Origin of the sequence: Bacillus cereus group sp. BfR-BA-01379 (assembly GCF_022663605.1) — a bacterium.
GTDB lineage: Bacteria > Bacillota > Bacilli > Bacillales > Bacillaceae_G > Bacillus_A > Bacillus_A mobilis.
On record NZ_JAKUFT010000018.1, the window covers coordinates 34,319 to 48,813 of the forward strand.

Consider the following 14,495-nt stretch of genomic DNA (forward strand, 5'->3'; position numbering starts at 1 on the left):
CAAAAGATTTTTTGGAGGTATTACCCGTTGAAGAAATTATTTTTTAATAAATGGACAATAGCTATTTCTATTTTTATTATTACCTGTACGATTTTCTACGCAACTAAAGATAAAAATAATAACGCAAAAACTACCGTAGAAACAGTTGATGCAAAAAGTTTTAAAACTAAATTACAACCAAAAATTGATGAATTAACTACAAATTATAATGACATAATCGAAAAAGATTGGTTGCCTGCCTGGGAAGAAATTAACACGAACGGAGATTCAGTAGACAGAGATAAACTATTAGTCACAATGACTGCTATTTCCAAACAATACGAAAAAATTATGAACGAAATAGACACTGTGAAAATTAAAGAAAATATATCGGAAGTACAAATACAAGAACAACTAATTTATTTCACAACTGAATTTAAGACTGCTTCTAAATTTATGAAAAACGCAGCAGATTTAATCATAGACGGAGCAAATAACTCTACTCCATCCAATGAAACAATTGAAAATACTAAACATGCTTTAGGACTTGCGGATCAACATATTGTTCTCGCTTTATCTACGTTAAATGAAGTTGAAGTTAAATTAAGACTTGCAAAAAAATAAAACTGGTTACTATTTTAAAATAAAAAAAGATTGCAATTCACATTTTGTCTGTCTATAATGTTTTTATTGATTTACAATCAATGATCTTATAATTTTTATAATTCGGATGAACCATTCAGGAGAAGATCAATTGATCTACCGACGGGGCAAAAAGTTGTAAAACCAACTTTGAAACTCTCAGGTCTTGGTTACAAGTAGAACTGCATGGGGACGAATCTCTGGAGAGACTCCCTCTCGCTTTATATAGCGCGGAGGAAAACGAGCACCGAAGGAGCAAATCCGCTACTATAGCGGATAATCTCTCAGGTAAAAGGACAGAGACAAGCGAAAGAAAAAGCCGATTTGTATCGGTTTATTTTTCTATCCCTTGTTTCTCCAGAGACCATTTCATTTACTTGAAGTGGTTTTTATTTTTTCTAAAAAAGGAGAATACAGATGGAGACAGTAAGTACAGTATTAGAACAAATCAATCACTATGTGTGGGGATTACCAACATTGTTGTTACTCGTTGGTACTGGTATCATTCTCACAGTGCGTTTAAAAGGTTTACAATTTAGTAAACTATTATACGCTCACAAACTAGCATTTAAAAAATCAGAAGATACATCTTCCTCTGGAGATATTAGCCACTTCCAAGCACTTATGACAGCTATGGCGGCAACGATTGGTATGGGAAATATAGCCGGTGTTGCAACTGCTGTGACAATCGGTGGACCCGGTGCAATCTTTTGGATGTGGATTACTGCTTTGTTCGGTATGGCAACAAAATATGCCGAAGCAATTCTTGCGGTGAAATACCGTGTTAGCAATGAAAATGGTGAATATTCAGGTGGACCAATGTATTATTTAGAACGTGGTTTAGGTAAGAAATGGCTTGCGGTTTTATTTGCTATATTCGGTACAACTGCTTCTTTCGGTATCGGTAATATGGTGCAATCTAACTCTGTAGCAGAGGCAATGCGAATTAATTTCTCTTTCCCCCCTGCTTTAACTGGTATATTCATGTCCTTTTTAATTGCTATTGTTATTTTAGGCGGCGTTAAAAAAATTGGGAAAGTGACAGGATATATCGTTCCTATTAAAGCTTTCTTTTATATCATTGCTGGTCTTATTATTATTTTCTATCACTACGATCAAATTCCAGAAGCATTTTCACTTATTTTTTCTGGTGCGTTTACTGGTACTGCAGCTGCTGGAGGTTTTATCGGTGCAACAGTTGCATCTGCTATCCAAATTGGAATGGCGCGCGGTGTATTTGCGAACGAAGCTGGTTTAGGTAGTGCGCCTATTGCCGCAGCGGCTGCTAAAACTGATTCACCTGCAAAACAAGCTTTAGTTTCAATGACTGGTACTTTTCTAGATACGTTTATTGTATGTACTATTACAGGACTTGTATTAATTACTACAGGTGCATGGAAGTCAGGAAAAACTGGTGTTGAAGCTACCACATTAGCCTTCCAATCTGTATTTGGTACTGCAGGTAGTATGATTCTCGGTATCGCGATTATATTATTCGCCTACTCTACTATTTTAGGCTGGTCGTATTACGGTGAGAAGTGTGTAGCTTATTTATTCGGTGAAGGAGCTGTTAAATATTATAAAGCTATCTTTATCGTCATGATTGCTATTGGGGCTAATTTAAAACTAGGCATTGTATGGACATTTGCTGATATTGCAAATGGACTTATGGCGATTCCAAACTTAATTGGTCTGATTGGGTTAAGTGGTATTGTTGTAGCTGAAACAAATCGCTTTTTACAAGCAGAGAAATTGAAAGAACGTCATAAAAAGCAGGCAAGTTAATCACTAAAAAAGAATGGCTTATCTATAATAAGCCATTCTTTTTTTTACCTATTTCACTTTCTTCTGTACCATATGTAAATACAGCACAAAGTCCGTCATTATCGATGAATGACCAAGTTGATGAATCATTGCTGTTATATTTCCTCTATGATATGTCCCATGATTTACGACATGTTGTACTAACTCTAAAATCGAATTTTCTAATTTCCCTGCATATGGATTCTCGATAACAAACACAGCATTCACGTCTTGTATTGTATTTAAAAAGTCTTTATATTGATTCACCATGTTTTCAAACATTTTTTCTAATTCATATAACGATTTATTTTCGATTTGTGTTCGTAAACTTTCTCGGTCTTGTATTGCTTCATTCATACTTTTACCATGCAATATGTGTAACCACACTTGATCTGTAATATACATATGTGCAAAAGTATCCTTAATTGATGGAAATACACTCTGTATCTGTTCATTAATAATAGTCTCATAGCTTGGTAATTCTTTTAGTCGATTGAATAATCGTATATTAGCCCAAGCATGGTAATCCACCTGTTTTAACATGTACTCTTTCAATCAAAATCGCCCCCCTATTGTATGAAATGAATGGTTTGTTTCTTCATTTCTGACTCCCTATCAGCCTTTACAATTCCTTTTTCTTCAATTTCACGTTTATTTATAGTTTTATATTTTACATACGTATGAAATTCAGTTTGAAATGGAAACGGTGCAATCCGAATTGTTTCCTCATCTACCCATTCAGCTTGAATAGGTTTCCCTTCTTTACTATTAAACATTTCTGTTCCTTCAAAACCATCTTTAAACAAATCAATTTCATTTTCCTTTTCTACACCAGGTTTATTCATACATACATATAAAGAAAGTTCATCGCAAAACTTTAATAATCTATAATGTTTATCGAACATCGCAAATTGTTCTTTTGTTAACGTTTTCAAAATTCTTTTTTGTCGTTCCAATTCCCCTGTATAAAATGACATCATCTCTTCATCTTCCTCATTTAATGGAAATGATAAAAAATGTTTACTACAAAGTAATGCTCCGTATGGATTTGAATCTTCAATTTCATTCAAACCAATCGTATAAAAAACAAAGCGTAATGAACTTGGACAGTCCATAAATGTATATGGGATATTTTTAGCATCATTCAAAATTGGCACTTTATCAAGTTCTATCCATCCTCTATCATGCTCATATATTGCATCAATAGCCGCTTTTAAGTACGTGTCATCATCAAAAAAATCTTCTTTTATATGCTTCGCAATTTCCCCAGCTAAAAAACCGTGATCATGTTGACGAATTAATATACTTTCTTTCTCATCTTTTTCACGAAAAATCATCCGTATACTCCCCCTCATCCTCATACTACAGCGTTTTCTATACATCAATTCTTAATTAATCCCTAATTATTAGCAGGGATTCAGTTTCTTACAACGAAGTTAACATAACTATATAGCATTCTTTCTAACCAGATAAATTGCTTTCTCTATACTATCCATTATACTAAAACATTCATTCTAAAAAATTTTTTATGAGGTGAAAACATGAACAAAACAGAATTAGTTAAAAACGTGGCACAATCCGCTGATATTTCTCAAAAGGAAGCTTCTGCAGCGGTACAATCCGTATTTGACACAATTGCTACTGCATTACAATCTGGCGATAAAGTACAATTGATTGGCTTTGGAACTTTTGAAGTGCGCGAAAGATCTGCTCGTACAGGACGTAACCCACAAACTGGCGAAGAGATTCAAATCGCTGCTGGTAAAGTTCCAGCATTTAAAGCAGGTAAAGAGTTAAAAGAAGCTGTTAAATAAACAAGAAACCAGCCTATAAAATGGCTGGTTTTTTGTTTATTTCTTATTTAAGCAGATTTTTTATATTCTCAGCATGATATACTTCACAAATATAAAATATACATTTGCAATTACTAACAATTTGATATTTTCTAGTTGGATACACGTTCGCCGTAACAGAGCATCCATCAAACAATTCAATAATATTTCCAGACGGCTGATATCCTTCATATAATACGTTCCTTCTTACTTCCATCTTTTCTATAAGTTTTTCAACTGGAATATTTCCACTCTCGAAATCACTCTTTATTGTATTTGGTAAAAACGAAGTATCCGCAAAAATGAGATTTTCAGATAATACTTTTCCTTTATAACTAACATGGGATACACGGTAAAGAAATGTTCCGTTTTTATCAAAGAAATTCTTTGCTTCTTTCGGGATGTATTGTCTATCAATTACCTCTTGTTCAAGAACATCAAACTGAACTGTATCATTCAAAAGATTTTCTAAAGCATGAATAGATGATGTATCTCCAGAAAATAAAATATTTTTAATTGCTTGTACATTATAAGTGAATTCATTTGTTCTATTTTCCGCTACTAACATGAGGAACACCTCTTCTATAAGATTTTTTATTTAACTTATTTATAATTTAAAAGCGCTACTGCATCTAACTGTGTGATTTCAGTTACTTCTTTACTAAATATTGCAATGGAAGCCATATAATCTACACTAGGCCTTATATGTGCCATCATTGTATTTTCTACTAATTCTTGCCTATCCTTAAAAACTAACAAATTTGGAGGATCATTTGGAGCCGACACAGTAATATGTACTGGCGGAATCATTAGTCCTTCACCTGTCGCTTTTAGTATTGCTTCTTTTCGAGTCCAATATGTTAAAAAACCTTCTATTTTCAGTTCATTAGGTAATTTCATAACTTGTGCTATTTCAGTGTCTGTTAATACGCCCTCTGCCATTTTCATAACATCTACATTTGGATTCATTTGTTCAACATCAACGCCTACAGGTGCAGACTTTGTGAATGCAACAACAACCCACTCACCTGAATGCGAAACAGATAACTGCGGCATTCCTTCTGGTAATTGCGGTCTGCCATGTTGTAATTTACATACTGGGCACATTCGATCAATCGGTACTTGGACTGGCGACATAGAAAGTATCTTTCCAAGAACTAATCTACTAATTACACAACCTATTATAAATCGTGCACGATCTACCGAATGATGATATGAATTTACTTTCTCTCGTTCAACGTCATTTAGTAAATTGTAATGCCATGATTGTAAATCTGAAATTCTTCCCCACCATATTTGACAATCATTCTCACTAAGAGTTGGTACAGAATCTACAACTTTACTTTCTATCATGTAAACTCTCTCCTTCTAACAAACAATATCATTTTATTTCAAAAGAGTATTATTACTCTATAGCTTATTCGTTTACAACTGCTTTCTCTTTGTTTAATACAGGTAACTGCTTTTTCTTCTTTGACATTACCTCTTTATCAGAAATACGTAAAGAAAATAGTAATGCTACGAGTAAAAACATTGCCGATCCAATTAATGCAGCTTGATATGGTAAGAAATCTGACTGTGTATGATTCTGTATTTCATGACTTCCAAATCCAGATAATATGCTAGCTAAAACAGCAACTCCTATTGCAGATCCTAATCGATTTTGCACATTGAATATAGTCGTTGCTCTCCCCATAGAAGGTGGCATGATATTGTTAAATGCAGAAAATTGAACTGCTCCAACAGACTGGCCTAAGAAAATACCTATGCCAAACAATAATGCCCGTATTTGCCATGGATTCGTATCGTGATTTACAAAACTTAATAATACAAAGATAACCGCTGTACAAGCTAATCCAATAGAAATTACTTTGCGAGCTCCTAATTTCTTATAAGACCATGGTACAATCTGTGACGATATCATTAATCCAATCGCCTCTGGGAATGTCGTAAGACCTGATTCCAGTGCGGAAACTCCTATTACATTTTGATACATAAGTGGAAAAACAAATAACATGCCCAGTAAACCAGCAGATGAAAACAATGAAATAAGGCTCATTTTTCTAAAGACTGGTTCTTTTAATAAGCGTAAATCTAACATCGGTTGCTGTACTTTAAGTTCAACAATGATAAACAATGTAATGAATATACTCCCAGCTATTCCAGTACTTATAATCTCTGGAGAACCCCAGCCCTTTGATGGACCTTGGCTAAGTGCATAGATAAGCATCGCAAATCCTGGTGCTGAAAGAACAAAACCGAGAGAATCAAAGCGACCAGCTGATTTTTCAATATGCTCTTTTAAAAATAGTAGACCGAATAGTAACGCTACGATTCCAAACGGTACATTAATATAAAATGCCCAGCGCCAAGACATTTGATCTACAAAGAAACCACCAATAATTGGTCCTACTGCCGGTGCGACAGCAATTGGCAACACAATAAACCTTGAAATTTTCGGCCTTTCCTCTGGTGAAAATGTTCGGAATAACATCGCCATCCCAACCGGTGTTAAAAGCCCCCCGCCAGCACCTTGCATGATACGAAAAATATTCAATGAAGTAATATCGTTCGCTACTCCGCATAATGCAGACGCAGTAGTAAATACGAAAAGAGCGGTTAGAAATACTCTTTTCGTACCGAAGCGATCTCCTAACCAACCAGAAATCGGAAGGAAAACAGCTAAGCTAACTAAATATCCAACATTAACTGTCCCCATAGCAGATGGAGGAACTTGTAATTCTTTACTTATCGTTTGCAATGCTACATTCACAATTGTTGCATCCATCGCAGCCATAAACATCGCTGTTATATATACGATACTTACAACTACTTTCGGATTTATTTTTTCCTTCATTATCGTTTTCCTACTAATATTTTTTCGCCAACTTGATTACTTTTTGGATTCAAATCTTCCCACTTATTTTCAACATATTGTAAACAATCATTCCTACTAGCCTCTTCATGTACAACATTCCAACCAATCGGTACATCAAGAAAGACAGGCCAGAGAGAATACTGGCCCTCCTCATTTTTTAATACTCTATATGTGTAATTATCATTTTCAAATGGATTCGTCATACTGTACTTACCCCTTTCTTATCCTGCAAATATTCCGCTAATACTTGTCCAATTTCTGTAAGTGGTCCTGGTTGACATAAATCTTTATGTCTACAATCAATATCGTGTTGCACAATTTCCCCGTCTAAATAATTTAACCACGTATTTGGAGAAATAGGATCAAACCAGTCTGGTATAACAGTAGATCTAAAGAATAAAATATCTCCGTTATAAACTTTCGGTACATATTTCCCTAACAACCCTACCGAATTTACATACGTTTCTTTCAAATTTAAAATCGTCTCTTCTTCAAGACTTGCTAATGCACTTCCATCCTTACGAAGTATTTCTACTGCACTTTCCATCGTAAGTGGTTTACCATCCATGTTATCTGGATCATATCCACCTAAAGCAAGTAATGCGATTAACGCTTCTTCTTCAGTAGGTGCTTCCGTATTCGGTAAGAAGTGACCAGGATAAGAATCTAGCATAACGAGTACTTCTACTTCTTCCCCTTCATTTTGCAGTTGCGCCGCCATTGCATGCACAACATTTCCTCCGAGCGACCAACCGAGTAAACGATATGGTCCGTGAGGCTGTACTTCACGAACGTGTTTTAAATAATCTGCCGCCATCTCCTCTAAACTTGTTGGAAGTTCTTCATTTTTAGCGATACCACGTGCTTGGACACCGTAGATTGGATAATCTGTTCCTAAAGATTTCATAAGTCCTGCATAGCACCAACTTAATCCACCTGCTGGGTGTACACAAAATAGTGGCAATTGGTCTCCGCTTGCTCGTAATGGAAGCAACACATCAAGTGCACTTTGACCATTTCCCATTTCAAGTCTTTCCGCAAGCCCTGCAACAGTAGGTGCTGCAAATAAAGTTCCAATATTTAATTCCACTCCAAGCGCTTCTTTAATTCGGCTCATAAGCTGCACCGCAAGAAGTGAATGGCCTCCAAGATCAAAGAATCCGTCATCAATTCCAATTTGAGGTACACTTAAAATCTCTGTAAATAAGTCACATAACATTTCTTCTTGCGGTGTTCTTGGTCCACGACTAGAAGATGAAGCGATAAATTCTGGAGCTGGCAATGCCTTTTTATCTAATTTACCGTTTGGAGTTAAAGGTAACTCATTTACTACTACAAAAGCGTATGGAACCATGTAATCTGGTAAACTACCTCCAGCATGCTGACGCATTTCATTCGTATCAACCATTTCATTATTAGATGCGACGATATAAGATACTAATCGTTTATCCCCTGGTTGATCTTCCCGTACAATAACAGCTACTTGCTCAACTTTAGGGTGTTTCATTATAACCGCTTCTATTTCTCCTAATTCAATTCGGAATCCACGAATTTTTATTTGGTGATCTGCACGCCCTATATAATCTAGCGTCCCATCTTTACGCCAACGAGCTAAGTCTCCTGTACGATACATTCTTGTACCTGGCTTACCAAATGGATCTGCAATAAAGCGTTCTGCAGTTAAGCCCGCTCTTCCTAAATAACCACGAGCAAGCCCAGCACCTGCAACATACATTTCTCCCACTACTCCAGGTGGCACTGGTTGTAAATAGTTGTCTAATACGTATACTTTAAGGTCTGGTATACTGCAACCAATTAAACTATTCGCACGTAAAGAAACAATATTCTCATCTAACTCAATATAACTAACATGTACTGTCGTCTCTGTAATACCGTACATATTAATAAGCTTTGGTGCGTTATGAGGATGTCGACTATACCAATCTTCTAATCGACTTAGCTCAAGTGCTTCTCCTCCAAAAACAACATATCGTAAAGATAATGTTTGACCAATCTCTTCATTTTCACGATCTGCTTGCATCAATTGATAGAACGCTGATGGTGTTTGGTTTAAAACAGTAACCTTTTCCTTAACAATAAGTTGTAAAAATTCTTTCGGCGAACGACTTACAGTATGTGGTACTACGACTAGACGCCCTCCATATAATAAAGGTCCCCAGATTTCCCAAACCGAGAAATCAAAAGCATAGGAATGGAACATCGTCCACACATCGTCTGCGTCAAACTGGAACCAATGATCAGTTGCTCCTAAAAGTCTTACTACGTTTTGATGAGGTATTATAACGCCTTTCGGTCTACCTGTTGAGCCTGACGTATAAATAACGTAAGCAATATGTGAAGGCGTTAATGGCTTCACACGCTCCATTTCATCAATATTATCTTCACTATATTTCACTATTTCTTTTATTACTTTTTCATCATCGACTAAAACTTTCAGTTCCTCATTACATTCAATTTCCACATCTGAATTTGTTAAAACACATGATGGTTTCGCATCGTGGAGCATAAATGAAATACGTTCAGACGGGTAATCTGGATCTAATGGAAGATAACCTGCTCCTGCTTTAAGAACCGCGAGTAAACTTACAACCATATTTAAAGATCTCGGCATTGCTAAAGCAACGAGTTGATCCGGACCGATTCCTTTTGCTATTAACAATCGAGCTATTTTATTTGCTTTTTTATTCAATTCTTCATAAGTTAATTTTTCATCTTCAAAGACGACAGCAATAGAATTCGGATTTATATAAGCCTGTTTTTCAAATAATTGTGGTAATGTCATTTCTGGTACAATTTGAAAACCGCCATTCCACTTTTCTAACACTGTATTTTTCTCTGCCAAAGTTAATATTTCTAGTCTACCAATTGATTGATCCTGATTTTTCGCCGCATCGTCTAATAATAGAATGTATCTTTCTATTAATTTTTGAACCGTTTCACGTTTATATAAATCAGTACTAAACTCTAACAATCCGTGTAAGCCATTTGGCGTACCATCAACTCCGTTACTCTCGCTAATTTCAAATGTTAAATCAAATTTCGCAGAGCCAACGCTTTGAATTTCAAGGTTCGCTTCTATATCCGGAGCATCAAAGGTCGCTTCTGGCGTATTTTGGAAAGCTAACATAACTTGAAATAGCGGATGACTATTTCGAGTACGTACTGGATTTAACACTTCAACGAGTCGTTCGAATGGAACATCTTGATTTTCATAAGCTGCAAGATTTGATTGTTTCACTCTATTCAATAATTCTTTAAAGCTTGGATCTCCTGATGTATTTGTACGTAACACTAATGTATTTACAAATAAACCGACAATATCAGAGAGAGCATCATCGTTTCTTCCAGCAATTGGACTTCCGATTGGTATATCAGTACCTGCACCTAATCTTGTAAATAGTGCAATAAGCCCTGCTTGCAACACCATAAACAAACTAACTCCGTTTTTCCGTGCAAGCTCTACTAACCTACTATGCATGCCTGCATCTATTTGAAAATGAATTGTTTCTCCTCGGTAACTCGTTTCAATTGGACGCTGATAATCTGTAGGCAATTCCAATTGATCTGGTAAACCCTTTAACTCTTGTTTCCAAAAATCTAATTGTGTTGAAATGAGACTCTCTCGTGTAGTTTCATCACCTAGCAATTGCTGTTGCCATAGTGCATAATCTGCGTATTGAACTGGAAGTGTCTCCAGCTGTACTCTCTCCCCTTGCCATCGTGCTTTATAGGCCGCTGTAAAATCTCTCGTTAACGGTTGTAATGACCAGCCATCCCCAACAATATGGTGCAATAGAATTAGTAATACATGTTCGTTTTCATTCACTGTAAATAGCTGCAAACGAACTGCTGGTTCAACATCTAGGTTAAAGCTATATCTTACCGCCTCTGCAATCATACTTTCTAATTCATCTTTACATGTTTTTGTTTTAATCATTTCTAGATTTAAATTTTCTATATCTAAAATTTTCTGATAAGAACTACCTAATACGTTAGGGAAAATTGTTCTCAGTGTTTCATGTTTCTCGACTACATCATAAAAAGCACCTTGCAATGCTTCCTCATTCAACTTTCCAGTCAAACGAATGACTAACGGAATATTATAAGTAGGGCTTGGACCTTCTAAACAATTTAAGAACCATAATCTACGCTGTGCAAATGAAAGTGGAACTTCATTTGGTCTACTTACTTTCTTAATAGCTGGTCTTGCACTTTTTGCTCGGTCTAATTGTTTCGCTAGTTCCGCAACAGTTGGCGATTCGAATAATTTTCCAATTCCTAATTCGACACTTAACGTTTCACGAATTCTTGCCATTAAACGAGATGCAAGAAGCGAATGGCCTCCCATTTCAAAGAAATTATCATCTATACTAATACGAGAAACACCAAGTACTTCTGCAAATAAATCACATAATATTTCTTCTTTCGGATTTCTAGCAACTCTCTCCTTATTCATTTCATTAAAATCAGGAGCTGGTAATTTCTTTCTATCAACCTTTCCATTTGGTGTTAATGGTAATTCTTCTAACAACACAAACGCTGAAGGTACCATATAATTCGCTAAACTTTCTGAAATATAAGAACGAATTTCTGCAAAGTTAATTGTATCCTTCTCTTCAGCAACGATATACGCAATAATTCGTTTATCATTCGGGCGATCTTCTCGTACCATTACTACTGCTTGTTTAATATTTTCATGTCGTTGTAATACCAGTTCAATTTCAGCTAATTCAATTCGGAAACCACGGATTTTTATTTGATGATCTGCTCGGCTCACGTATTCCAGCACACCATCGTTACGCCATTTCACAAGATCACCTGTGCGGTACATGCGCTTCCCTCGTTCTCCAAAAGGATTTGCAACAAATCGTTCCGCCGTTAACTCTGGTTTTCCTAAATAGCCGTTCGCAAGTCCTTCTCCAGCAATATATAGTTCACCAATTACTCCAGGTGGTACTGGTTGTAATCCTGCATCTAATACATATACATCTGTACTCCAAATCGGCTTTCCAATAGGAGGTATACCCATTTCATTTTCATAGATGTTCTTGAAAGTAGACCAAATAGTCGTTTCAGTAGGTCCATATAAGTTTGTAATAGAGCAACCTAATTCTTTTAATGTATTTGCTAAATGAGCTGGAAGTGCTTCACCACCAACAAGCACTTTTAGCCCTTGTAGTCTCTCTGGATATTCCATTACTAACGCCTGCCAAAGGGTCGGTGTAGCTTGCATAATTGTCGCTCTTTCTTCTTGCAACAATGCCGTTAACACAGAAGGTTCTTGAATTACTTCTTTTTGTGCGATTGTTAAACTTGCACCACTAATAAGAGGTAAATAAATTTCTAGTGCAGAAATATCAAACGCGAACGTTGTAACTGCTACTAAATGATCGTTTTCATGTAATGAAAACATATTGTCCATAGCCAATAAAAAGTTACTTAAAGCTCTCATAGGAACAATTACACCTTTTGGATTTCCCGTTGATCCTGAAGTGTAAATTGTATAAGCTGGGTTTAAAAGTGATTCATCATTTCTAAATGGTAAATTCATATGAGAATATGCTTTTAATGCTAGTTCTGTTTCTTCGCTATCTAATTCGATTTTTTTTATATCATTTTCTATAACTAAAGCAGATGAATGTGTGATGATACACACTGGTTTTGCATCATTTACAATATAATTGATTCGCTCAGCTGGATATTCTGGATCTATCGGTAAATACGCTGCACCAGCCTTTAAAACTGCTAGCATACTAACTACCATTTCTATTGATCTTGGAAACACTAAAGCTACGAACTGATTTGACCCTATTCCTTCTTCTACTAAATAGTGTGCCAGTTCATTTGCTCGTTCATTTAACTCATTATACGTAAAGTCTACTCCGTTACACGTAACCGCTATTTTATTTGGATTTTTTTGTACTTGTTTTTCAAACAATATAGGTAAAGGGATTAACTCTTCAGCTTCTTTAGTTTCATTCCATTCTATTAGGACTTTGTGATTTTCTTCAGGAAGAGTAATGTTTATGCTTCCAATCGACTCGTCTTTTAGATTAGCATGTATCACAAATTCTAATAACTTCATAAATCTCTCTTTATGCAACGCTAGTTCCGCACCATTATATACTTCCGGATTCGCATCAAAATGAATCATTAACTCATTTTCATCGAAACGTTTATAAACATTTATTGATAAATCATCGACAGGTCCTGCTGATAAATTATGTGTAATACCACGATTCCCAGCAAAGTTAAGCCCGTAATCAAAAGACATAACATTCACTAACGGCCCGAATAACCTTTGATTTTCACCTAGTAACTTTAAGTCTCTTCTTAATTCCTCATGGCGATATTTATGATGACGACGTACGTCTCGGATTTCTTTAGAAACTTGCTGCAATAATTCTGCAAAAGTTATATTGGGAGTTACAGTGAGACGAAGTGGTACTAAATTCATTACCATGCTTGGTGTAAATATAGATGCAGAACCGAGGCGCCCCATCATCGGTAAACCTAAAACAATATCATTTGCACCTGTTAATTTATGCATATATATACTTGTTACAGCGACAATAAATTCTGGCCAACTTGTTAACGAAACATTAATATCTTCTAGTAAAGTTTTCGTACTAGAACTGGATAAATAAGCTGTTTCTCGTAAAAACCCATTTGATGTTCTCGGCGCTCGTTCTGCTAAACTTACAACTTCTGGTTCATCTGCAAACTTCTCTAACCAAAAAGTACGATCTTCCTGAATTTGTTTCGACTCACGATACTCAATGTCTTCTTGTACAATTTTTGAAATAGAACCAAAAGACTTTTCATTCTTGTTTGTTTCTTCTATAAGTGATGTATACTCTTTCGCTACCTTTTGGCTAAGAAGTGAAAATCCATAGCCATCCATCACAATGTGATGGATGCGCTGATACCAAAAGAAACGATGATTTTCAACTTGAATAAGTGCTTCAGTAAATAATGTATCTGTCTTCAAATCGACCGGCATAGATAAATCATTTTTCATCCATACTTTAGCAGCTTCTTCAGGATTTTCTTCTTTACGAACGTCTATAAAATGCATATGAAACTGTAATTCTTCAATAACTTGCCATGGGCCCATTTCATCCTCTTCGAAACGAACATGTAGTGCTTCTGCTTCTGTTACAGCTTTACGTACTGCTAATTCAAAAATTTCTTGATTAATATTTCCGCTTATTTCAACATACTCCCCAGTATTATAAATCGGATTAAGTGGATCTAATTGCTGTGCAAACCACATACCAGTCTGCGCAGATGATAACGAATGACGAACCTTTTGACTATTAGGCATTCTTTACTACCCC

Annotated in this window: 10 protein-coding genes and 1 riboswitch; of the genes, 3 read left to right on the top strand and 7 right to left on the bottom strand. The window is 35.8% G+C overall.

The features are described 5' to 3' along the window. Positions 1–27: 27 nt before the first annotated feature. Both MR113_RS09485 and MR113_RS09490 read left to right on the top strand, forming a co-directional pair. Positions 28–603, top strand: coding sequence for a hypothetical protein (locus MR113_RS09485; RefSeq protein ID WP_242253796.1), 576 nt, complete (start codon positions 28–30; stop codon positions 601–603). A 208-nt stretch (positions 604–811) separates the two neighbouring features. Further along, positions 812–931, top strand: a riboswitch (glycine riboswitch). A 107-nt stretch (positions 932–1,038) separates the two neighbouring features. Next, positions 1,039–2,406: an alanine/glycine:cation symporter family protein gene (locus MR113_RS09490; RefSeq protein ID WP_242253798.1), complete on the top strand. Its 1,368-nt coding sequence runs from the start codon at positions 1,039–1,041 to the stop codon at positions 2,404–2,406. 48 nt (positions 2,407–2,454) lie between these two features. Here the strand turns inward: MR113_RS09490 and MR113_RS09495 are convergent, their stop codons facing one another. Next, complete coding sequence (locus MR113_RS09495) at positions 2,455–2,979, bottom strand: DinB family protein (RefSeq protein WP_242253799.1); 525 nt, start codon at positions 2,977–2,979, stop codon at positions 2,455–2,457. A 14-nt stretch (positions 2,980–2,993) separates the two neighbouring features. Further along, positions 2,994–3,761, bottom strand: coding sequence for a DUF3891 family protein (locus MR113_RS09500; protein ID WP_242253800.1), 768 nt, complete (start codon positions 3,759–3,761; stop codon positions 2,994–2,996). A 204-nt stretch (positions 3,762–3,965) separates the two neighbouring features. On the opposite strand from MR113_RS09500, the gene MR113_RS09505 reads away from it, so the two are divergent. Next, positions 3,966–4,238 (top strand): HU family DNA-binding protein, encoded by a 273-nt coding sequence (locus tag MR113_RS09505; RefSeq protein ID WP_001043960.1) that lies wholly within the window; start codon positions 3,966–3,968, stop codon positions 4,236–4,238. A gap of 43 nt (positions 4,239–4,281) precedes the next feature. Here MR113_RS09505 and MR113_RS09510 read toward each other — a convergent pair whose 3' ends face one another. The 5 genes from MR113_RS09510 to MR113_RS09530 all read right to left on the bottom strand — a co-directional run bounded on the left by MR113_RS09510 (position 4,282) and on the right by MR113_RS09530 (position 14,482). Next, a complete protein-coding gene (locus MR113_RS09510) occupies positions 4,282–4,824 on the bottom strand; it encodes a chorismate pyruvate-lyase family protein (RefSeq protein ID WP_242253801.1) in 543 nt (180 codons plus the stop codon). A 35-nt stretch (positions 4,825–4,859) separates the two neighbouring features. Further along, a complete protein-coding gene (gene sfp / locus MR113_RS09515) occupies positions 4,860–5,609 on the bottom strand; it encodes a 4'-phosphopantetheinyl transferase Sfp (protein WP_242253802.1) in 750 nt (249 codons plus the stop codon). A gap of 64 nt (positions 5,610–5,673) precedes the next feature. Beyond that, entirely contained in the window at positions 5,674–7,113 is a 1,440-nt protein-coding gene (locus MR113_RS09520) for an MDR family MFS transporter (RefSeq protein ID WP_242253803.1), read from the bottom strand. Beyond that, entirely contained in the window at positions 7,113–7,337 is a 225-nt protein-coding gene (locus MR113_RS09525; RefSeq protein WP_242253804.1) for an MbtH family protein, read from the bottom strand. The genes MR113_RS09520 and MR113_RS09525 overlap by 1 nt, the downstream gene beginning before the upstream one ends. Further along, positions 7,334–14,482 (bottom strand): amino acid adenylation domain-containing protein, encoded by a 7,149-nt coding sequence (locus MR113_RS09530; protein ID WP_242253809.1) that lies wholly within the window; start codon positions 14,480–14,482, stop codon positions 7,334–7,336. The genes MR113_RS09525 and MR113_RS09530 overlap by 4 nt, the downstream gene beginning before the upstream one ends. Positions 14,483–14,495 lie beyond the last annotated feature (13 nt).

Excerpts from the sequence above, each read along its gene's own strand:
- MR113_RS09525 (WP_242253804.1), bottom strand. The coding sequence starts at position 7,337 with ATGACGAATCCATTTGAAAATGATAATTACACATATAGAGTATTAAAA.
- MR113_RS09510 (WP_242253801.1), bottom strand. The coding sequence starts at position 4,824 with ATGTTAGTAGCGGAAAATAGAACAAATGAATTCACTTATAATGTACAA.
- MR113_RS09500 (WP_242253800.1), bottom strand. The coding sequence starts at position 3,761 with ATGATTTTTCGTGAAAAAGATGAGAAAGAAAGTATATTAATTCGTCAA.
- MR113_RS09490 (WP_242253798.1), top strand. The coding sequence starts at position 1,039 with ATGGAGACAGTAAGTACAGTATTAGAACAAATCAATCACTATGTGTGG.
- sfp (WP_242253802.1), bottom strand. The coding sequence starts at position 5,609 with ATGATAGAAAGTAAAGTTGTAGATTCTGTACCAACTCTTAGTGAGAAT.
- MR113_RS09505 (WP_001043960.1), top strand. The coding sequence starts at position 3,966 with ATGAACAAAACAGAATTAGTTAAAAACGTGGCACAATCCGCTGATATT.
- MR113_RS09530 (WP_242253809.1), bottom strand. The coding sequence starts at position 14,482 with ATGCCTAATAGTCAAAAGGTTCGTCATTCGTTATCATCTGCGCAGACT.
- MR113_RS09520 (WP_242253803.1), bottom strand. The coding sequence starts at position 7,113 with ATGAAGGAAAAAATAAATCCGAAAGTAGTTGTAAGTATCGTATATATA.